Source organism: Streptomyces sp. NPDC030021 (assembly GCF_055574035.1).
This window is the reverse complement of the sequence record NZ_JBVIAH010000012.1, coordinates 122,584-142,073: the sequence shown is the minus strand read 5'-3', so window position 1 is coordinate 142,073 and position 19,490 is coordinate 122,584. Positions and strand designations below refer to the sequence as shown.

The following is a 19,490-nucleotide window of genomic DNA, read 5'->3' as shown; positions in this document are numbered from 1 at the left end:
TGGGAGCCCTTCGGGACGCCTTCCGGGCGCCTTCCGGGCACCGTCCGAGCTCCGTCCGAGCTCCGTCCGAGCTCCGCCCGCGTGACCCTCGGGTGGCCTCCGGACACTCTCCGGGCGCCCCCCGACAGGACTCAGGAGACAGGGACGCGCACCCGGACCGCCTTGCCGAACTCATGCGCTACGACGGAGAGTTCACCGCCCAGTTCGGCCGTCAGCAGCTGCACCATGAGCAGCCCGCGCCCGCCCTCGGACCCGGGGTCGACCTCCGACCGGGGCGCCGGCAGCCGCGGCAGACCGGCACCCCGGTCGGCGACCTCCAGCCGGAGCCAGCCACCCCCCTCCGCGACGGCGACCCGCATCCGCCCGGCACCGCCCGCATGCCGGACGACGTTCCCGACGAGTTCACTGACGGCCAGCAGCAAGGCGTCCACCACGTCGGCGGGGACCCGCCAGGCATCGAGGGTGGCGCGCACCCGGGACCTGACCTGCGGAACGCTCGCGGAGACGGGGTCGCGGACCCAGTGGACGAAGCTGCGGACCGCGGGAACCGCAGAGGTGTCGGCGATGGTGAGCATGAGGTGCTCCCGGAGGGGGAAGGCGGCGCCGCCACTGCAGTAGCTCGTGTAACTGATCCCGAATCTGGATCGTTTCTTGGCTTGTGGTCAGCGGAAATGCGTCGCTAGAGTCCTTGATTACACGTGTAACAAACTACGACGCCCCCGGTGGCTCGCGCAAGCATTCCGGACAAACGACGCGAAGCCTGCGTCCGCCCCCACCGGCCACACAGCAGCCGCTCCACCGGGACACCGCCGACATTGGAAGGGCCGCAATGACGCAATCTCCTCCCGCCGAGATCGACATCGCCGACATGACCTGGCCACCCCCGCCGTACCGGTCCCCCGTACCGCCCGTGACGGGCGCGGACGGCGTCCGCCGCTTCGACGGGATCACCTACGCGACCACGCCCGGCTACCGCCCCCGGCTGCTCGACGTCCAGGTGCCCGCCGGCGAAGGCCCGTTCCCGGCGATCGTCTGGATCCACGGCGGCGGCTGGCTGGACGGCGACCGCCGCTACCCGCCGCCGACCGTCCCCGCCGGCCTGCTGCACGGGACGGTACTGGCGGCCGGGCTCGCACTCGTCTCCATCGACTACCGGCACAGCCTCGAAGCGCCCTTCCCGGCCCAGCTGCACGATGCGAAGGCCGCGATCCGCTACGTCCGCGCGTTCGCCGGCGACCTCGGCATCGACCCGGACCGGATCGGCGTCTGGGGCGAGTCCGCGGGCGGTCACCTGGCCGCCCTCATCGGCCTCGTCGGCCCCGACAGCCCGCAGGGCGCGGCGCTGGAGGGCGCGGAGGGCGTCGGCTCCGGCGAGAGCGGGGTCCGTGCCGTCGTCGACTGGTACGGCGTCTCCGACCTCGTCACCCTGGCCGATCACCCCATGCCGGTGATGCCCGGTACGGAGTTCCCCGATCCCTACGAGGCCCTGCTCGGCGCCAGCGTCGCCGAGCGGCCGGATCTGGCGCGGGCCGCGAGCCCGGTCACGTACGCGGAGGGCTCGAATCCGCCGCCGTTCCTGCTGGTGCACGGGACGCACGACGGCCTGGTCCCGTTCAGCCAGAGCGAGGCTCTCGCCGCGGCCCTGAAGAGCGCCGGGGGCGAGGTCACCTTGCAGCCCGTGGCGGGCGCCGACCACATCTTCCTCGGCTCCTCCGACATACCCGCCATCGTCGAGGGGGGCGTGGCCTTCCTGGCCCGGCACCTCGGCGCGGGAACCTGACGGCTCCGGTCCGCACGCCTGTTCCGCCGCGGGGGCGCGGCCGTGGCCGCGCCCCCGCGTTCCCTTCACAGCACACCCGGCCGCGGGCCCCCGCCGCGGTCACGAGAGGCAGCCATGTCCGGCAACCCGACCACCACCGCCCCGCACGGCAGACCCCGCGGACCCCACCGATCCGGTGGGACCGGCCGGCGCCCCGAGACCGGGGCGCCGCGCGGCCGCGGCGTCCTCGTCACAGGTCTCCTGCTTCTGGGCGCGGCCGTAGCACCCGCGTTCGTCGTCCGCGCCGACGTCGCGCATCCGCCCTTCCAGGGGCTGGACGACCGGTGGCTGATCTGGATGGGCGGACCCCACGAAGGGCTGTACCAGGCCGCCGCCACGGCCCTGGACCTGTTCGGCGGGCCGGTCGGGTCCCTCCTCCCGCTCTCCCTGCTGATCCTGCTGCTCGTCCGCAGGCGCTGGGTCTCGGCCGGCTTCCTGCTCGCGGCCAACCTCGGCGGCAACATGCTGGTCATCCAGGGCCTCAAGCACCTGGTGGACCGGCCGCGCCCGGCCGACCCGCTGGTCCGCGTCGACCACGGTTCCTTCCCGTCCGGCCACGCGGCCACGGCGGCGCTCCTGGTCGTCGTCCTCGGGGCCCTGCTGGTCCCGGCCGCCCGCCGGCGGGCGTGGTGGATCGGGGGTGCGGTCTTCACGCTGGCCATGATGTGGAGCCGTACCTGGCTGCACGCGCACTGGCTCAGCGACACGGTGGCCGGGGCGGCGGCGGGCGCGGGGGCGGGACTGCTGGCGTGGTGGCTGTTCGGTCCGGCGCTCGCCCGGGAACGTGCCCGCGCCCACGACCGCCGGGGGGCGGCCGCGGGCGCGGGTACCGACTGAGCGGGCGGCCGTCCGGCATGCGCGCCGGCCGGACCGCGCACGGGCCGGACCGGCTTCGGCCCCCGTGGCCAGGGCCCCGGCCGGGGGTGCGGAGGAGCCATGGCCGATGCCGTGACGGCCATACCCCGACGAGCAGCCCTGGACGACGATGACCGACCACCTGCAGGCCGTGTGAGACATGCTGGGCCCGGGGCCGGACCGGCCCGCCGATCCTGACGCCTGGCTTCGTCTGGAGCAGGAGACCGGACGGGGACTCCCCGCGTGATCTGCAACCGCCCGCAGATCCTCTTCGGCACCCCCGACGGCCTGATCCCCCACGCCGACTCCGGCCAAGGCGCCCGCATCTGCCTGGCCCCCGAGGTCCACGGATTCCCCGACGGCGTGGTGGTCCAGGGCCCGGACGGCGACGGGGCCGGCCGTCCCCATGACCTTCGCCGAGTGGCTGTACCGCTACCTGATCGGCGAGGAGACGGCCGGCTGGGACTGCGCGGCCCACTACCCCGGCCCCGTCCTCCTGGAGTACCCGGCCTCGGAACCGGGACAACCGGCCCGCGAGGTGTACGGCCCCGAACGCGGCATGTGAGACGTCGCGTTGCCCGACCGCGGCAACGGGTTCGACCGGGCGACCGGGCGACCGGGCGACCGTCACTGATACGGAATGTCGATCCCGGCTGCCCGCAGGTTCGTCTCGACCAGTGCGTTCAGCCGGGCGACGGCCGGCGCCCGGTCCTCGCGGTGGTGGTTGACCAGTCCGTACCGGGAGGCGGTGTCGGACCGGCCCCGGGACCCGGTCGGCATCGTCAGCAGTGCCCGGTCCGCCAGTAGCTTGTCGGTCAGCAGGGACGCCAGCTCCTCGATCCGCGGGTCGTCGGGATCCCAGGACGCCGCGTCCGCGCCACGCTTGGCCAGCTCGACGTACTCGGGATCGTCGAGCGAGTGCCGGAGCCGGGTCAGGAAGCTGTCGAAGACCTCCGGAATCAGTGCCCGGGCCAGCACCAGGGCTTCCCGTTGCGCGGCCACGTAGTCGGGACCGAAGCCGAGATCGGTGAGCCGGTCCAGGACCGCGCAGGCCCGGTCGGGCAGCAGGGCACGGTCGCCGCCGGTGAGTCGGTGCAGCGTGTCCCGGCGTGCGATCAGGCCCTCGATCCGTTCGGTGAGCCGGCGATGGACGTCGTCCAGGGCCTCGGCGAACCTCTCGGGATCGGCGTCGAGCAGGTCACCTGCCTCGGCCAGCGGCACGCCGGCCGAGGCCAGGGTCCGGACCTGGACCAGCCGGAGCAGGTCGGCCGATCGGTAACGCCGGTAGCCGGAGCCGTCGCGTTCCGGCTCGGCGACCAGGCCGAGCCGGTGATAGTGCCGCACGGTCTTGATCGTGACGCCGGCGAACGCGGCCGCCTGACCGATCGTGAGCCCGTCTGTCATCGGCTCAGCACACCTCCTGGTCGTGGGGGTTACGGGCGATCACCGGGGCGATCACCGGGGCGAGGGTAGCCCGCGTCCGTTCCCTCGCGTCATCCGGCCCATGACCGTGACGGGTGTTGACCTTGACCTTGGGTCAGGGTGCAAGGTCATCGCACGGCCGCCCCGACGGGGTGGCCGGAGATCCGGCACCGTGAACAAGGGGGACGCATGAGGGGAACGAGCGACAGCGGCTTGTCCGAAGCAGGGCTGCGCAGACTGCGCGACGTGCTGACACGGCACGTCGAGTCCAAGAGGATTCCCGGGCTCGTCGCCCTGGTCGGCCACGGCGGCCGGACACACGTCGAAGCGATCGGGACGATGCGCCACGACGGTGGCGCGCCGATGCGCCGGGACACGATCTTCCGGATGGCGTCCACGTCCAAGCCGGTCACGATGGCGGCGGCGATGATCCTGCTCGACGAGTGCCGGCTGCGGCTGGACGAACCGGTGGACCCGTGGTTGCCCGAACTCGCCGGCCGGCGGGTGCTGAAGCGGCCCGACGGCCCCTTGGAGGACACCGTTGCGGCACGGCGGCCGATCACCGTACGGGATCTGCTGACCTCCACGTTCGGGCTCGGCATGGATTTCGAGTTGATGGACTCCCCGATCAGGGCTGCGACCTTCGAGCGTCTCGACTACAGCGTGGCATCCGGGCCGGCGCCCGGGCCGGACGAGTGGATGCGCCGCCTCGGCGAGCTGCCGCTGTCGTACCAGCCCGGCGAGCGATGGCAGTACGACCTCAGCAACGAGGTGGTCGGCGTGCTGGTCGCCAGGGTCGCGGGCCGGTCCTTGGAGACGTTCCTGCGCGAACGCGTCCTCGATCCGCTGGGGATGAGGGACACGGCCTTCCACGTGCCCGCCGACAGGATCGACCGGCTGCCGCCCCTCTACGGGCCCGATCCTCAGACGGGAGAGTTCCTCGTGTGGGACGAGGCGGCCGGCGGAAGGTCCAGCAGGCCCCCGGCGTTCCAGGGTGCCGGCGGCGGGCTGGTCTCCACCGTCGACGACTACCACGCCTACTTCCGGATGCTACTGAACCACGGCATGCACGGTGGCGAACGGATCCTGTCCCGGGCCGCCGTCGAGCTGATGACCACCAACCGCCTCACGTCCGGGCAGCAGGCCGCCCGGGACACCATGTACCGGAGCATCGCCCATATGACGGTCGGACAGGGACTGCACGGCGGCTGGGGCTTCGGAATGGCGGTACGCACCCACCGCGGCGGCCACGCGCCCGTCGGCCAGTTCGGCTGGGACGGCGGTACCGGCACCACCGCCCACGCCGACCCGGAGCATGGGCTCACCGGAGTCCTGCTCACCCAGGTCGGGATGTCCACCCCGGATTCGCCACGGCTCCTCCACGACTTCTGGACCACCCTCTACCAGGCCGTCGAGGACTGACGGGGGCCGGCAGGTCAGGACGTCCGGCAGGTCAGGACGTCCGGCGGTGGACCAGGACCGGCCGCACGGCCGGCACCGGCGCCGCCGTGCCGGTCTCGATCAGCCCGTGCACCGCGTCCGCGATCTGCACGGCCGACGGCATGTCCAGCCGGACCGTGGTGAGCGCGGGCTGCTGGAGCGTGGAGAGGACGAGGTCGTCGCAGCCGACCAGGGCGACCTCGTCGGGCACGGTAATGCCCTCGGCCTGCAGCGCGTGCAGCAGCAGGGCGGCGTACTCGTCGTTGTAGGTGAAGGCGGCGTCCAGGTCGAGGCTGCGCCAGCGCCGGGCGAGCGCGCTCGCGGACTCCCGGGTGTAGGACAGTTCCAGCGGGGTGACGGTGGCCATGTGCCGGGCCGCCACCGACTCGGCGCCCGCGAGGCGGGGCTCGGCGAGGGTGCCGAGGCCGCGTTCCTGGGGCATGACCACCCCGATCCGGGTCCGGCCGCGCGCGATGAGGTGCTCGGCCGCGGTGACCCCGATCCGTGCGTGGTCGAAGCCGATGGTGTGCACCCCCTCGACGGGGTGGGACGCGAAGGCCAGCAGGCCGCGCACCCCCGCGCGGAGCAGTACCTCGGCCGCCTGGGCGGTGAAACGGTCGCCGTCCAGGGCGACGACGGCCGCGGGGCGCAGTTCCGCCCAGGCCCGGGCGGCGTCGAGCGGGTCGGCGAAGCGGCCCGCGTGCAGGACGGCCGTGTATCCGAAGCGGTCGAGCTCGCTGTGCAGATCGTCGACCCAGTCGCTGACGAGGCGGCCGACCGCGGAGATCGACGAGGGCATCAGGACGAGGTTGCTGCGGCCGGCGCGCAGGGACCGGGCGGCCGCGTGCGGTACGTAGCCGAGTTGCTTGGCCGCGTCGAGCACGCGGGCACGGGTGCCGGCGCTCACCCGATGCCCCTGGGTGTCGTTCAGGACGAAGGAGACCGTGGCACGCGACACCCCGGCGAGGCGGGCCACGTCGGCGCTGGTGATCGGTGCGGGGACGTGTGTGTCTCTGCTCATGACGTCCCTCGACGCTCCTTCTGCTCGGGCCGGGCATCCGATCGAGCCCCGGTGCGCGCACCGGCTTCGCTCGGGTGACTCCTTCCTTCTCAGGTTACACGAGTCAAATCAAGGGGGCGGGGGTGTGCAGGAGCCTGGAGGCTCCCGCGAGGTCGTCGAGGGCGGTCACGACCGAGTCGAAGCGCATCGTGGTGCGGGTGCGCGTGTCGTACGGCCGCCACTGCGGCAGGTCGGGGTGATTGGGGTCGCCGGTGCGGACGAAGGCGATCCAGGCCCGGTGCATGGCGTACGCGAGGCCGTCGCGGACGGCGGGGGCGAGGCCGGCCAGGAAGGGCGCGTGCGACCACTGGTCGAAGTTGTCGAAGACGAAGGGGAGTTCGAGGCAGTGCGCGGCGCCGAGCCGGCCCTCGTACGCCGGGGTGGGCAGGTCGAACTGGTAGGCCCATACGGGACTGCCCGTCTCGCCGCGCGCCTCGGCCAGCCGCACCGCCGGCACCCGGAAGAGCTCGTCCGTGATGAGGTCCATCAGGACGTCGGCGGGACGGGCTCCGGGCCGGGCCCGCTCGTACGCCGCGTACACACCCTCCGCGGCTTCGCTCCCGAAGGTCTCCGCGATCCGGTCGGTCACCTGCTCCCGGGTGGCGGCGGCGTACCCCTCGTCGAGGGCGAAGCCGAAGTTGGCCTCCTCCCGCGTCCAGCCGATCATGACGTCGACATCGGCCGCGGCCCCGCCCAGCAGGGCCTCGGCGGGGTGGCCGCAGAGGGTCACTCCGTCGATCACGGGCAGGAAGGGCGTCGGCCAGTACCCCCACCGCACGGTCTGCGCGAACAGCCCGGCGCCCGCCCCGATCAGCTCGGGCCACGGCAGCGTACGAAGCTCCGCCAGATCCTTGGCTCCGGCCAGCTCCAGGTAGGCGGCGGTGCGCTCCAGGTACGCCGCGGGGCCGGGGAGGTCCAGACCGAAGGGCGGGCTCTGCAGGATCACCCGCCGGATCAGGCCCTCGGCCTGCGGGTGGCCGGCGAGGGCGGCGGTGGACACCGCGCCGCCGGACTGCCCGGCGACCGTGATGCAGTCCGGATCACCGCCGAAGGAGGCGATGTTCTCCTTCACCCAGCGCAGGGCGGCGAGCTGGTCGGTGAGCCAGAAGTTGCCGCCCTCGCCGGCTTCACCGGCTTCACCGACCTCGTCGACCTCGCCGACCTCGCCACCTTCCCCGCCACCGGGGTAGAGGTAACCGAGTGGCCCGATGCGGTAGTTGATGCTCACGACGACGAGGTCGCCGTCGCGCGCGAAGGTCTCGCCCGAGTAGCCGGGCAGCGAGCCGGAGCCGGACACGAAGCCGCCGCCGTGGATCCAGACCAGGACCGGGCGCCGGGCGTCGTCGACGGCGGGCGTCCAGAGGTTCAGGGTCAGGCAGTCCTCGTCGAAGGGGGGCGACCCGTGCCCGCCGAGCACCGGGTCACCGCCCTCCATGTACATCTGCGGCGCGCTCGGACCGTCGGCGGTGGCGTCCCGTGTGCCGCTCCAGCCTGCGTGCGGCCGCGCGGGCCTCCAGCGCAGGTCACAGACCGGCGGGGCGGCGTAGGGCACGGCCCGGAAGACCGTGAGCCCGCCCTCGTTCGCGCCGCGCAGGCGGCCTGCGGGCAGGTCCACCACCGTCGGGTCCTGGCCTGGGGGGTGAGGCATGAGCCGTTCCTTCCTCGCTGCCGCGCGCGGGGTGCACGCCGCCGATCGAGAATATGGCGGGAATTTGTCGCACGTCAACGTCGCTCAATAATCCGAGCTGCGGGGTGACGCCTCACAGCCACAGGCTGTTCGAGGCCATCCGCTCCGACTCCGACTCCAGCAGCGGAGCGAAGGCCCGCCACAGGAGGAGGCAGGTTCCGACGCCGACGAGGGCGCCGGCGACGGTGTCGCTGAGCCACTGGGCATGGAGCCAGGTCCGGCTGCCCATCATGGCGAGGACGTACGAGGCTCCGAACGCCCACCACCAGCGTCGCGCACGCGGCGGGAACACCACCACCGCGACGGCGACCACCAGCGTCACCGCGCTGAACACCTGCCCGGACGGGTACGAGCCGTCGTTGACCAGCACCAGCGGGTGCGGCGGACGCGGCCGGTCGGCCAGCTGCTTGAGGGGCAGGAGCACGACGAGGTTGGCGACGACGGTGACCGCGAAGACGAACAGCCCCGAGCGCCAGCGTCCGTAGACGCACAGGCAGCCGATCACCAGCAGCGGCAGGACCATGCCGAGCGGGCCGCCGAGCCGGTCGAGGACGGCGATGAAGCCGCCGAGGCCGTCACCGCCGGGGGATCCCGCGGCGGCGGAGTCGTTCACCGAGGCCGCCCACCGGTCGTCGAGGCCCTGAAAGAAGGGCCGCCGGTCCAGCCGGAGCAGCAGCCCGGCCAGCAGCGCGAGGACCAGGAGGGCGATCCCGAGGCCGAGCGCAGGACGCGGCGGGGCCGCCGGAAGGTGATGCCGGGGCGGGCGGACCGGCAGGGGTGGCCGGGACGGCGGCACGAAGGAGGGCGAGGGGAACATGGCGGGCCTTTCACGGTCGTCTCCCCAAGCGGTGGGGGCACGCGGAGAGCAGGCACGGGACGGTGGAACGCAAGGGAGGGCGCTGGGGAACGCCCTTGGGGGATGTCATCGGAGGGACGTCATCGGAGGGACGTCATCGAGGGGACGCAATCGGGGGGACGCCATCGAGGGACGTCTTCGGGATACGGCATCGAGGTGCGGCCGGCAGCCACGGGAACGCGGCGGCCGGCGCACGGCACCCGGCGACGCCCCGGCGGGCGGGATGCCCGCCGGCGAGAGGATCGTCGCGGTGCGGCACGGAGTATTGCCGATGCGTCACGACCGCCACAAGGGCAAGAGGGTTTCTCGGCACATCTGCCGCGCCCGATGGCCGCGACAGGGTGGTTACACGTCATGCCATGCCGATTCCCCCCGACGGTCACGATCTGCACAACGACGCGCCGTAAGACCTGGCGGAGCCCGGAAATGGGTGCTACACAGTGTCCACCGCACCTGGTGACACGTGTAACAACATCACGTTACGAACGACGTCCGCCACCGCACGTCCCGACGGCGACGCCGTCCCGCGCCCGTTCATGGGCCGCCCCTCTCTCCCTCGCACGCCACCTCCCCGCTCCGTCCCCCGAGGAGTCGTCATGGCCACGCCCGAAGTCGTCGAACCGTCCGTACCCCCGACCGGGGAGCCCGCCCCCCGGCGAGGTCTCCTGCCCCTCTTGCTGGTCGCCAACTCGGCGATGATGGCGCTCTACATGGGCGTCGGCTCCGTCCTGCTGCCCACCCAGGTCGCCGCGATCGCCCCCGACGACAAGGTCGCCGTACTGGGCCTGATCGGCGGCGTCAGCGCGGTCTTCGCCACCGCCTTCAACCCCATCGCCGGCGCCCTCTCCGACCGCAGCGGGCGCCGCAACCCCTGGATCGTGGGCGGTGGTCTGGCCTCGCTCGTCCTCCTCGCCCTCCTCGGCAGCGTGAGCACGGCGCTGCTCGTCGGCATCGGCTGGTGCCTGATCCAGGCGACGATGAACGTCTACCAGGCGGCGGTCACCGCGATCGTGCCCGACCGGATCCCCGCGGCCCGCCGGGGCACCGCGTCCGCGCTGGTCGGGCTCGGCCTGCCCATCGGCGGTACGGCCGGCGTGCTCATCGCCTCCCAGACCGCGGACCAGCTGCGCACCGGCTACCTCGTCCTCGGCGCCGTCGTCGCCGGGTCCGCCCTGCTGCTCAGCGTCTTCTGCCGGGACGTCCCGCGCACCGAACCCGCCGCCGAGGCTCCCGCCAGGCCCAAAGGCGCCCAACTGGCCGCCTTCCTCTCGGCCCTGGCCAACCACGACTTCCGGTGGGCCTTCATCGGCCGGGCCCTGATGGTCCTCGGCTACTTCTCCGTCGTCGGCTACCAGCTCTACATCCTCGACGACCACATCACGCTGCCCGAGGGACTGACCCCGCCCGCCGCGATGGCCCTCCTCACCCCGGTGTCGATGGTCGCGATGGCCGTCTCCACCGTGGTGGGCGGCCTGCTGTCCGACCGCTGGAACCGCCGCAAGGTGTTCGTCGGCGTGTCGGCGGCCCTCGCCGGGCTCGTCATGGTGGTCCCCGTGATCAGCCCGACCTGGACCGGCATGCTCGTCTTCAGCGCGCTCAACGGGCTCGCCTTCGGCTGCTTCATGGCCGTCGACACCGCGCTCGTCACCCTGGTCCTCCCGCGGGCCGAGGACGCCGCCCGCGACATGGGCGTCCTCAACATCGCGAACGCCGGGCCGCAGATCATCGCCCCGTTCGTCGCCTCGGCCGTCGTCACCGGCCTGGGCGGCTACACCCCGCTCTTCCTCGTCGGCGGGGCCCTCTCGCTGGTCGGCGCGCTCGCCATCCTCCCGATCCGCAGCGTGCGCTGACCTCCTCCCCCGGGCCCGCCCGTCCGCAGCTCCGGCGGGCGCACGCCGAGGGTCGTGCGCCCGCCGGGCCCCACCCCTGCTCACCCTCGACTCCCTCCCCTCCCAAGGAGCACCCTGTGAGACGCAAGCGAGTTCTGCCGCTGGCCGCGCTGCTGCTGTGCACGCCGGCCCTGGCCGGTACGGCCCCGGCGGTCGCCGCGCCGCAGACCGCGCCCGCCGGCCCGTTGCGGATCCTGCTCACCAACGACGACGGCTACAACGCCCCGGGCATCCGCAAGGCCTTCGAGCGGCTGACCGCCGCCGGGCACGACGTCACGATCGTCGCCCCGCTCACCAACCAGAGCGGTGCCGGCACGAAGATGTCGAACGCCCCGGCGATCGCGGTGAAGCACCCCGAGCCGAAGGTCTGGGCCGTCGACGGCAGCCCGGGCGACTCCGTCTCCTTCGGGCTGGCCGAGGTCTTCGCCGGGGACGCCCCCGACCTGGTCGTCTCGGGCACCAACTTCGGCCCCAACGTGGCCGGTCTCGCCACCCACTCCGGTACGGTCGGCGGCGCCGTCGCGGGGCTGGAGCACGGCGTACCGTCCATCGCGCTGAGCACCGGGGGCGTCACCGCGCCCGACCCGGTCACCACGGTCAACGCCATGGATCCGACGCTCGACTTCGCGGTCAAGCTGATCGACCGGCTGCGGGCGCGGGCCCGGTCCGGGCCGCTGCTGCCCCAGGGCGTCGGCCTGAACGTCAACCACCCGGTGGTCGGCGCGGACGGCAAGGGAACGGCCGCGGGCGTGTCCTCGACCTTCCAGGATCCGCAGACCCTGCTCGAACCGGACTTCACCGACGCGGGCGACGGCACGTGGAAGGTGACCGTCAAGGTCGACCTGCGGGCCGCCGCCAAGGGCGGTGACGTCGAGGCCGTGACCGCCGGCCGGATCGCCGTCAGCCCGATGAATGCCAACTGGAACACCGGGCCGGCCGACCAGGCCGTGACCTCCGCACTGATCGCCGGGCTCCGGCCCTGACGGATCCCGGCCGGGGCGGAGCCCGCACCCCGCTCCGCCCCGGCCGGACAGGGCCGGAGCCACCCCCGCACGACACCGGATCCACCCCGGCACGACATCGGCACGCACCGGCGACATTCCAGGAGGACGGATGAAGAGGCCCGGGACACGGCTTCCCTCGGCAAGGTCCCTGCTCGGTACGGCACTTGCCCTGGTGGCACTGCTCGCCTCCGCGCCACCCGCGGCGACGGCGGCGTCGCCGTCCGGCGGATCACCGCACCCGGTGGTCACCGTCGCGCAGGGCGCCCTGCGCGGCCAGTCCCGCGACGGCGCGCAGGAGTTCCTCGGCGTCCCCTACGCCGCTCCCCCGGTCGGGGACGCGCGGCTGCGGGCCCCCGCTCCCGCGCCCCGGTGGCACGGGGTACGGGAGGCCACCCGGCAGTCCCCCGCCTGCCTGCAGTTCTCGCCCCTCGGCCTGAGCGATCCCGCGGCCGTCAGCGAGGACTGCCTGTACCTGGACGTGTACCGGCCCCGGACCGCCCGCCCCGGAGCCCGGCTCCCGGTGATCGTCTGGATGCACGGGGGTGCGTACAGCCAGGGAACGGGCACCCAGTTCGGCGGGCGGACCACGGCCGACCTCACGCAGAGCGTGGTGGTCAGCATCAACTACCGGCTGGGGCAGCTCGGCTATCTCGCGCTGCCCGAGCTCGGCCGGGAGAACGCCCTGCGCTCCGGGTCCTTCGGGCTGATGGACCAGCTCGCGGCGCTGCGCTGGACCCGGGAGAACATCGGCGCGTTCGGCGGGAATCCGGGCAGCGTCACGATCTCCGGGCAGTCGGCGGGCAGCGGTTCCGTCTGCGCGCTGCTGGCCTCCCCGCCGGCCGCCGGCCTGTTCCACCGGGCCGTGCTGCAGAGCGGTCCGTGCACGCTGCTGGGTACGCCGGACGGCGCGGACGCCGAGGGAGAGGCGCGGTCCTTCGCCGCGCGGGCGGGCTGCACCGCTTCCGCCGAGGTGGCCGCGTGCCTGCGCGCGGCCTCCGGGGCGGCGCTGGTCGAGGCGGCCCGTACGCTGCCCACGCGCGGTCCGGCCTCCGGTGACGGGCTGCTGCCGGCCGCTCCCGCGCAGGCCATCGGGAGCGGTGCGTGGAACAAGGTCCCGGTGCTGATCGGGAGCACCCGCTCCGAGGCCCGCTTCTTCGTGGCCCTGACGCAGCCGTACCTGACCGCCGAGCAGTACACGGCGCAGATCCTGGCCGGTCACGGGGCGGCCGGGCCCGAGGTGCTCGCGCGCTATCCGGTGGCGAAGTACGGCTCGCCGTATCTGGCGCTGTCCGCGGTCATGACGGACTCGACCTTCGCGTGCCACACCGCGTGGACGGCGCAGTTGTTCGCGGCCCAGGTGCCGACGTACGTGTACGAGTTCGACGACCCGCGGTCTCCGACGCTGGCGGGCGCGCAGGTGCCGGGCCTGGACGAGTCGAACGCGCACAGTGCGGAGCTGGCCTATCTGCACGACTTCACGATGGGAGAGCGCCCGCTGACGCCGGTGCAGGTCGCGTTCGGGAACCGGATGAAGCGCTACTGGGCGGCGTTCGCCCGCTTCGGCACCCCTGTGGTGGCGGGCCAGACGCCGTGGCCGCCGACCGGTGCCGGAGCCGCCACGGTGCTCACCCTGGACCCGGCGGCGACGCGGGCGACCACGTCGTTCGAGGCGGACCACAGTTGCGCGTTCTGGCGGACGCAGCCTCCCCGGCCGCTCTGACGCCCCGCTCCGACCCGGCCCGCCCCCGCCCCTTCAGGCGGACGGCGGCCGGGGGCGTCGCTGCGCCCACGGCCGGACCTCCTCCAGTTGCGCCGCGACCCGCAGGAGGGTCACCTCGTCGTCCCGGCGGCCCACCAGTTGCACGGCGAGCGGCAGACCGTCCTCGCCGAGGCCCGCCGGGACGGAGGCGGCCGGGTGTCCTGTGACGTTCCACAGTGCGGTGTAGGCGACCATCGGGCGCGAGCGCGCCAGCGCCGTCAGCAGCCCGGCACCGTCCAGCGCGCCCACCGGGCGCGGGCGCTCGGCGACGACCGGAGTCAGCAGCAGGTCCATGGTGGTGAACATGCGGTCGGCGCGCTCCGCCAGCCGCTCCCCCGCCCGGATCCCGCGCTCCACGGCGGACTCGGGGACCAGCCGGGCGAGCGCGAGGGTCTGCCGGGTGCGCCGTTCCAGCAGGTCGGGACGCTCGACGGCGTCGGCCTCCGCCCGCACCCCTCCGCAGAACTGCGCGGCGAACGGCGCCGTCGCGTCGGGGTAGCGGGGGTCGACCTCCCGTACGTCGTGGCCCAGTTCGCGCAGCGCCCGTACGGACTCCAGGACGGCCCCGACGTGTTCCGGATGCGGGCGCACCGCGGGCACGGCCGGCTTGACCGCATAGCCGATGCGCAGCCGGCCGGGCGGGGTCTCCAGGGCCTGCACCCAGTTGGTGGTCGCGGGGCGGGCGCTCCAGCGGTCGGTGGGGGTGGTGCCGGCGAGCACGTCGTAGAGCAGCGCGGCGTCGCCCACGCTGCGGGTCAGCGGCCCGAGGGTGCCGAGGGCGTACCAGAGGTGCGGGTTGGGGGCGGTGGAGACCCGGCCGCGCTGGGGTTTGAGGCCGAACAGACCGCAGCAGGCGGCCGGGATGCGGATGGATCCGCCGCCGTCGCCGCCGAGGGCGGCCCCGACCAGCCCGGCCGCGACGGCGGCGGCGCTGCCGCCGCTGGAGCCGCCGGGGGTGCGGGTGGTGTCCCAGGGGTTGCGGGTGTGACCGTGGGCGGCGGATTCGGTGAAGGGCCACTGGCCGAACTCGGGCATCGTCGTCTTGCCGATGACGACGGCTCCGGCGGCGCGCAGGCGGCGTACCGCTTCGGAATCGGCGGTGACGGGGGTCCGGTTGGCGGAGCCGCCGAAGGTGGTGACCTGACCCGCGACGTCCAGTTCGTCCTTGACGGCGATGGGCACGCCGTGGAGCGGACCGGTCGGCTCCGCCGCGTCACGGGCATCGGCCTCGGCGAGGGCCTGTTCGGCGAGGACGACGCGGAAGGCTCCGAGGACGGTATCGGTCCGCCCGATGCGGCGCAGCGCGGCCTCGACGAGGGCGCGTGAGGTGGTCTTGCCGGTGCGCACCAGCTCGGCCTGGCGTGCGACCCCCTGGAACATCAACTCCGCGTCGTCCCGGTCCTGTTCGTTCCGTCGTACGCCGTCTGCTGCCACGGACACCACCCTTTTCCCCTTACCTCTCGGTAACTCCGGTGCAAGGCTGGTGTCCCGGCGCTCGCGCGTCAACCCCGGGAGGGGTGGTGGCGGGTGCGCGGATCGGGAGTGTCGGGGCGTGCGCCTACAGGTCGTAGCCGTCGGGGATCTTCCCGCACGGAGTGTGGATGCTGACGGCGAGCGTCCCGGTGGGTGCGTACCAGTTCACATCGACCTGGTCGCCGGTGGTCCGGTCCTCGTACCGGAAGCCCATGTCGGACATGTTCTCGCTGATGAGCTTCCAACCCTGTTGCGACAGCCGGGCACGGACGCGCTCCTGGCCGGTCCGGGCGGTGTCCTTCGGGACGCCGGTGGTCCGCCAATCGAGGATGAAGGTGCGGACGTCCGCGCGGGCCTGGTCGATGTGGGCGACGGACCGCAGTCCCCGGTAGTAGCAGGCGCCCGTCTCCATCCGGTCGGGCGGCGATTCCGCCCCCGCGGGCAGGGCGAGATCGTCCTGGACGCGTTCGGCCTCCGCGCCGAGTCGGGTGGCGACGATCGCGGGATCGACCTCGGGGTACGGTGCGCCGTTCCACAGGCGGTACGCGCCCCAGCAGGTGGCCAGGAGGAGTGCGGCGACGCCGAGTACCAGCGCCGCGTACACGGGGCGAGGACGCGGGCGCGGCTGCGGACGCAGCGGCGCCGCCGGAGCGGGGGGCTGTGCGGAAGGCATGGTCCAGACCGTACGGGGTGGGGTGGTACGGCACATCGGGGCGGGTACTCACCTCGGCGTGAGTACCCGCCCGGTCCGACGGGACCCCGTGCGGGTCAGGCCGCCGCCCCGGCGGGGTGCGGCCTGCGGCCGCGGATGCGGAGCACCGCGACGGACGAAGCGGTCAGTGCCGCCACGACGGCCGCCAGCGTCAGGAGCCAGAGCGGGACGCCGCCCACCGTGAGCAGTTCGTCGTGGTAGATCGCCCTGCGGTACGGGGTGTCCTTGGCCGTGGCGCGCAGTTCGTGGTCGGCGTCGATGCGGCTCGGCACGGGGAACCGCTGGTCGATGGCGGTGAGGAAGACGGGCTCGGCTCCCGCCAGTTCGGCGAGCGGGCCGGTCTCGGGGTGGATGGTCCCCGCGAAGGTCACCTCGGGTGCGGAGCCGCCGATCGGGGAGGCGGGCTCCATGCGGTGGTCGGCGAGGACGTACAGGCCGAGGGACTGTGGTGTCTTCGCCATCCGGGAGAGCCGCATCGGGTAGACCAGCCGGTCGCTGTCGAAGCGGATCCTCAGCGGGTCCAGGTCGCCGCGCAGCGGCTTGTCCCCCGCGCGCGGGGCGAGCCGTACCGCCACGTACTCCCAGTGCTGGTCCACGTACGGCTTGACCTCGGTGGCGAGGCGGTCGGGGAGCTTGAAGCCGTTGCTCTCCAGCCAGTTCTTCAGGGCGTCCGGGTCGGTGGCGGTGAGCCGTGCGACGTCGAAGTCACCGAGCTGTTCACGGCCGACGACACCGACCGGCGGGGCCGCGGCGCCGGGCATCGGGGCTCCGGCGCTGTCCCGCATGCCCGTGGAGAAGGGCCAGTCGCGGTCGCGCGGCCAGAAGTAGCCACGGGTTTTGTGCTCGGGCCGGGTGAGCCGGCCCAGTTCGTCGAACATCTCGCCGTCGCCCAGCTCCACCGTGGCCCGGCTCGGTACCGGCATGATCCAGGCGGCCCGGCGGGCGTCCCCGCCGACGGTGAACCGCATGACGATCTGCTCCGTGCGGCCGTCGAAGCGCACGACGGAGGTCTCCCGGTCGACGCCGATCCGCGACTGGCCGTCGGGAATCATGGCCCCGCACCCGCACGCGTAGGCGGGGTTGACGAGGGTGCCCAGCTGGGTCAGGAGCAGGGCGAACAGCAGGGCCGGAATTCTTCGTTTCATCCACACGGGGTCTCAGACGACGGACCCTGTGATCCGGTTCCGACCCCCCTCGCCGACGACTCCGACCTGGCCTCATACTGTGCCCCATGACGGGGAGCGAGAAGCGGCAGCAGGCTCTGCTGCGCCGGTCCGCGGTGCTGCGCAGCCCGCTGGTTCCGGATGCCGTGGTGGCGGAGATCGCGCGGCACGACTGGGAGTCCATCGAGTGCGGCTGCGGCCGCTCGGCGGGCCATTTGGTGGACGCGGTGCGGGATGCCGCCGAGGGGCATCCCTCCGCGTTCCACGCGCTGGAGGGGCATGTCTTCTTCGCGGAGCACCTGAAGCCGCCCGCCCCGGCGGTGTGCGGTGTCCTGATGGCCGTGTGGGCCGCGTACCCGCCCCGGCGGGCGACCCGCGAGGCCCTGCTGTGGACCCTGCTGGCCCTGTTGTGCACGGTGGACGACGGCGGCACCCACGAGGCCGGACTGCACGGGCAGTGCGCCGCCTTCATCCGTACGGGTGTGGACGGCCTCCGCCGTGAGATCGCCGCCGACCCGGGCTCGGGGACGGCTGCCTACGCGGAGGGCATCCTGGACATCCTCGGCCTGCCGGCCTGAGGCCGGGTGTCAGCCGGCCGCCGTCAGGCAGCGCCGCAGCCGGGCCACGGTGACGTCCTCCAGGGACTCGGCGAAGGTCCGTGGCGGTGACGCCGGGACCGCCAGCAGGGACGGGACCACCAGGACCGCGCAGCCGGCGGCCTCCGCGGAGGCGGCGCCGTCCGGCGAGTCCTCCACCGCGACGCAGGCCCGCGGTGCGAGGCCGAGGCGCCCGGCGGCCTCCCGGTAGGGGTCCGGGTGCGGCTTCGTGCGGGCGGTGTCGTCGGCGGAGAGGGTGAAGGCGAAGGGGACATGGGCCAGGGAGCCTCCGACCACCGAGTCGACGACGACCCGCGGTGACGCGCTGACCAGGGCGAAGGGCACGCCCTCCGCCTCCAGTGCGGTCAGCAGCCGCTGGGCGCCGGGCCGCATCGGCGCCCCGGCCTCCACCCCGCGGAAGAAGCTCTCGGTGAGCGCCGCCGCCACCTCGTACGGGTCTCCCCCTCCCGAGACCCGTACGAGGTGGGCGGCGGTGTCCTCCACCGCGCGGCCGACGACTTCCGGCGCGTCCGCGTCGGTGAGCCGGTGGCCGAGACCGCCCGCTATCTCCTCGGTGGTGCGCCACCACAGCACCTCGGTGTCGACGAGGGTGCCGTCCATGTCGAACAGGACCGCGGCGAGGGCGCTCACGCGGACCCTGCCACGACGAGCACGGGCCGTTCGGCCAGTCCCACGGCGGCGCGCGCTCCCGGCACCAGGGCTCCGGCGTCCCGCGAGGGCAGGTCGGCCTTGACGGCCACCCCGCCCGGAAGTTCCAGGTGGAGCCGGGTCACGGAGCCGAAGAAGGAGGCGGAGACCACGGTGGCCGTGCCCTCGGCGCCGGCGGTGACGGTGACGTTCTCGGGACGTACGAGGACCTGCACCTGCGGCGTCGTGGGCACCGGGCCGTCGACGGGCAGGCGGGCTCCCGCCACCTCCACCAGGCCGGCGTCGGTGAGCCGGCCGGGCAGCCGGTTCATGGTGCCGACGAACTCGGCGACGAAGGGGGTGGCCGGGCGGTCGTACAGCTCGGCCGGGGCGGCGCACTGCTCCAGCCTCCCGGCGTTCAGGACGGCGACCCGGTCGGCCATCGACAGGGCTTCCTCCTGGTCGTGGGTGACGAAGACGGTGGTGATGCCGAGGGAGAGCTGCAGGCGCCGGATCTCCTCGCGCAGGTTCGCCCGTACCTTGGCGTCGAGTGCGGAGAGCGGCTCGTCGAGCAGGAGTACGCGCGGGCGCAGGGCGAGGGCGCGGGCGAGTGCGACGCGCTGCTGCTGGCCGCCGGACATCTGGTGCGGGTAGCGGTCGCCGTGGTCGGGCAGGCCCACCAGGTCGAGGAGTTCGGCGGCGCGTTCGCGGCGCTCGGCCGCGCCGACCTTGCGTACCCGCAGGCCCAAGGCCACGTTGTCGCGGGCGCTCAGGTTCGGGAAGAGGCTGTAGGACTGGAAGACCATGCCGGCGTCTCGGCGGTTGGCCGGGACCCGGGTGATGTCCTGTCCGTCGACGAGGACCTCGCCGGAGTCGGGCTGTTCGAAACCGGCGACGACGCGCAGGGCGGTGGTCTTCCCGCAGCCGGACGGGCCGAGCAGGGCGAGGAGTTCACCGGGTTCGACGGTGAGGTCGAGCCCGTCGAGGGCGACGGTGGACCCGAACGCCCTGCGCAGGCCCCGGAATTCGACGCGCGCGCCCGCGGGCCGGTCGGGATCCGCCGGCTTCCTGGCCGCGGGAAGGGTGGTGGGCGTGGTGGACATGGGC

General features: G+C 73.6%; 18 protein-coding genes. 8 read left to right on the top strand and 10 right to left on the bottom strand.

The genetic code is table 11. The annotated features are described in order from the left end of the window. Positions 1-131 precede the first annotated feature (131 nt). Positions 132-575, bottom strand: coding sequence for an ATP-binding protein (locus tag ACZ4YL_RS23880; protein ID WP_468119162.1), 444 nt, complete (start codon positions 573-575; stop codon positions 132-134). Positions 576-829: 254 nt separating this feature from the next. Here ACZ4YL_RS23880 and ACZ4YL_RS23875 point away from each other — a divergent pair, with 254 nt between their 5' ends. From ACZ4YL_RS23875 to ACZ4YL_RS23865, 3 genes are all read left to right on the top strand, one after another. Continuing rightward, a complete protein-coding gene (locus tag ACZ4YL_RS23875) occupies positions 830-1,780 on the top strand; it encodes an alpha/beta hydrolase fold domain-containing protein (protein WP_468119160.1) in 951 nt (316 codons plus the stop codon). Positions 1,781-1,894: 114 nt separating this feature from the next. Continuing rightward, the gene (locus ACZ4YL_RS23870) at positions 1,895-2,656 is read left to right on the top strand and encodes a phosphatase PAP2 family protein (RefSeq protein WP_468119159.1); all 762 of its coding nucleotides are present in this window, start codon (positions 1,895-1,897) and stop codon (positions 2,654-2,656) included. Between the two features lie 424 nt (positions 2,657-3,080). Then, positions 3,081-3,239, top strand: coding sequence for a hypothetical protein (locus tag ACZ4YL_RS23865; RefSeq protein WP_468119158.1), 159 nt, complete (start codon positions 3,081-3,083; stop codon positions 3,237-3,239). Between the two features lie 62 nt (positions 3,240-3,301). On the opposite strand, the gene ACZ4YL_RS23860 is transcribed toward ACZ4YL_RS23865, so the two are convergent. After that, positions 3,302-4,078 (bottom strand): MerR family transcriptional regulator, encoded by a 777-nt coding sequence (locus tag ACZ4YL_RS23860; RefSeq protein ID WP_468119156.1) that lies wholly within the window; start codon positions 4,076-4,078, stop codon positions 3,302-3,304. 207 nt (positions 4,079-4,285) lie between these two features. Here ACZ4YL_RS23860 and ACZ4YL_RS23855 point away from each other — a divergent pair, with 207 nt between their 5' ends. Then, positions 4,286-5,518, top strand: coding sequence for a serine hydrolase domain-containing protein (locus ACZ4YL_RS23855; protein WP_468119155.1), 1,233 nt, complete (start codon positions 4,286-4,288; stop codon positions 5,516-5,518). 31 nt (positions 5,519-5,549) lie between these two features. Here ACZ4YL_RS23855 and ACZ4YL_RS23850 read toward each other — a convergent pair whose 3' ends face one another. From ACZ4YL_RS23850 to ACZ4YL_RS23840, 3 genes are all read right to left on the bottom strand, one after another. Further along, positions 5,550-6,557 (bottom strand): LacI family DNA-binding transcriptional regulator, encoded by a 1,008-nt coding sequence (locus ACZ4YL_RS23850; protein WP_468119153.1) that lies wholly within the window; start codon positions 6,555-6,557, stop codon positions 5,550-5,552. A gap of 103 nt (positions 6,558-6,660) precedes the next feature. After that, on the bottom strand, positions 6,661-8,244 hold the full coding sequence (locus ACZ4YL_RS23845) for a carboxylesterase/lipase family protein (RefSeq protein WP_468119152.1): 1,584 nt from the start codon (positions 8,242-8,244) through the stop codon (positions 6,661-6,663). Positions 8,245-8,356: 112 nt separating this feature from the next. Further along, the gene (locus tag ACZ4YL_RS23840) at positions 8,357-9,100 is read right to left on the bottom strand and encodes a phosphatase PAP2 family protein (RefSeq protein ID WP_468119151.1); all 744 of its coding nucleotides are present in this window, start codon (positions 9,098-9,100) and stop codon (positions 8,357-8,359) included. Between the two features lie 635 nt (positions 9,101-9,735). On the opposite strand from ACZ4YL_RS23840, the gene ACZ4YL_RS23835 reads away from it, so the two are divergent. From ACZ4YL_RS23835 to ACZ4YL_RS23825, 3 genes are all read left to right on the top strand, one after another. Then, positions 9,736-10,989 carry an MFS transporter gene (locus tag ACZ4YL_RS23835; protein WP_468119149.1) on the top strand — a complete coding sequence of 418 codons (1,254 nt, stop codon included), beginning with the start codon at positions 9,736-9,738 and terminating at the stop codon, positions 10,987-10,989. A gap of 116 nt (positions 10,990-11,105) precedes the next feature. Beyond that, entirely contained in the window at positions 11,106-12,011 is a 906-nt protein-coding gene (gene surE / locus ACZ4YL_RS23830) for a 5'/3'-nucleotidase SurE (RefSeq protein WP_468119147.1), read from the top strand. 130 nt (positions 12,012-12,141) lie between these two features. Then, positions 12,142-13,752, top strand: coding sequence for a carboxylesterase/lipase family protein (locus tag ACZ4YL_RS23825; RefSeq protein WP_468119145.1), 1,611 nt, complete (start codon positions 12,142-12,144; stop codon positions 13,750-13,752). Between the two features lie 33 nt (positions 13,753-13,785). On the opposite strand, the gene ACZ4YL_RS23820 is transcribed toward ACZ4YL_RS23825, so the two are convergent. From ACZ4YL_RS23820 to ACZ4YL_RS23810, 3 genes are all read right to left on the bottom strand, one after another. Then, positions 13,786-15,225: an amidase gene (locus tag ACZ4YL_RS23820; protein WP_468119143.1), complete on the bottom strand. Its 1,440-nt coding sequence runs from the start codon at positions 15,223-15,225 to the stop codon at positions 13,786-13,788. 124 nt (positions 15,226-15,349) lie between these two features. Next, positions 15,350-15,937, bottom strand: a complete 588-nt coding sequence (locus ACZ4YL_RS23815) for a hypothetical protein (RefSeq protein WP_468119141.1) — start codon at positions 15,935-15,937, stop codon at positions 15,350-15,352. A gap of 95 nt (positions 15,938-16,032) precedes the next feature. Continuing rightward, on the bottom strand, positions 16,033-17,121 hold the full coding sequence (locus ACZ4YL_RS23810) for a DUF2330 domain-containing protein (protein WP_468119140.1): 1,089 nt from the start codon (positions 17,119-17,121) through the stop codon (positions 16,033-16,035). 86 nt (positions 17,122-17,207) lie between these two features. Here ACZ4YL_RS23810 and ACZ4YL_RS23805 point away from each other — a divergent pair, with 86 nt between their 5' ends. Further along, positions 17,208-17,717, top strand: coding sequence for a hypothetical protein (locus ACZ4YL_RS23805; protein ID WP_468119138.1), 510 nt, complete (start codon positions 17,208-17,210; stop codon positions 17,715-17,717). Between the two features lie 9 nt (positions 17,718-17,726). Here ACZ4YL_RS23805 and ACZ4YL_RS23800 read toward each other — a convergent pair whose 3' ends face one another. Then, positions 17,727-18,386: an HAD family hydrolase gene (locus ACZ4YL_RS23800; RefSeq protein WP_468119137.1), complete on the bottom strand. Its 660-nt coding sequence runs from the start codon at positions 18,384-18,386 to the stop codon at positions 17,727-17,729. After that, positions 18,383-19,486, bottom strand: a complete 1,104-nt coding sequence (locus tag ACZ4YL_RS23795; protein ID WP_468119135.1) for an ABC transporter ATP-binding protein — start codon at positions 19,484-19,486, stop codon at positions 18,383-18,385. Before ACZ4YL_RS23795 ends, ACZ4YL_RS23800 begins: the two co-directional genes overlap by 4 nt. Positions 19,487-19,490 lie beyond the last annotated feature (4 nt).

Bases quoted from the DNA above. Each gene is read 5' to 3' on its own strand.
- ACZ4YL_RS23845 (WP_468119152.1), bottom strand. From the start codon at position 8,244: ATGCCTCACCCCCCAGGCCAGGACCCGACGGTGGTGGACCTGCCCGCA.
- ACZ4YL_RS23880 (WP_468119162.1), bottom strand. From the start codon at position 575: ATGCTCACCATCGCCGACACCTCTGCGGTTCCCGCGGTCCGCAGCTTC.
- ACZ4YL_RS23840 (WP_468119151.1), bottom strand. From the start codon at position 9,100: ATGTTCCCCTCGCCCTCCTTCGTGCCGCCGTCCCGGCCACCCCTGCCG.
- ACZ4YL_RS23805 (WP_468119138.1), top strand. From the start codon at position 17,208: ATGACGGGGAGCGAGAAGCGGCAGCAGGCTCTGCTGCGCCGGTCCGCG.
- ACZ4YL_RS23835 (WP_468119149.1), top strand. From the start codon at position 9,736: ATGGCCACGCCCGAAGTCGTCGAACCGTCCGTACCCCCGACCGGGGAG.
- ACZ4YL_RS23810 (WP_468119140.1), bottom strand. From the start codon at position 17,121: ATGAAACGAAGAATTCCGGCCCTGCTGTTCGCCCTGCTCCTGACCCAG.
- ACZ4YL_RS23875 (WP_468119160.1), top strand. From the start codon at position 830: ATGACGCAATCTCCTCCCGCCGAGATCGACATCGCCGACATGACCTGG.
- ACZ4YL_RS23795 (WP_468119135.1), bottom strand. From the start codon at position 19,486: ATGTCCACCACGCCCACCACCCTTCCCGCGGCCAGGAAGCCGGCGGAT.
- ACZ4YL_RS23860 (WP_468119156.1), bottom strand. From the start codon at position 4,078: ATGACAGACGGGCTCACGATCGGTCAGGCGGCCGCGTTCGCCGGCGTC.
- ACZ4YL_RS23855 (WP_468119155.1), top strand. From the start codon at position 4,286: ATGAGGGGAACGAGCGACAGCGGCTTGTCCGAAGCAGGGCTGCGCAGA.
- ACZ4YL_RS23850 (WP_468119153.1), bottom strand. From the start codon at position 6,557: ATGAGCAGAGACACACACGTCCCCGCACCGATCACCAGCGCCGACGTG.
- ACZ4YL_RS23870 (WP_468119159.1), top strand. From the start codon at position 1,895: ATGTCCGGCAACCCGACCACCACCGCCCCGCACGGCAGACCCCGCGGA.
- ACZ4YL_RS23815 (WP_468119141.1), bottom strand. From the start codon at position 15,937: ATGCCTTCCGCACAGCCCCCCGCTCCGGCGGCGCCGCTGCGTCCGCAG.
- ACZ4YL_RS23825 (WP_468119145.1), top strand. From the start codon at position 12,142: ATGAAGAGGCCCGGGACACGGCTTCCCTCGGCAAGGTCCCTGCTCGGT.
- ACZ4YL_RS23865 (WP_468119158.1), top strand. From the start codon at position 3,081: ATGACCTTCGCCGAGTGGCTGTACCGCTACCTGATCGGCGAGGAGACG.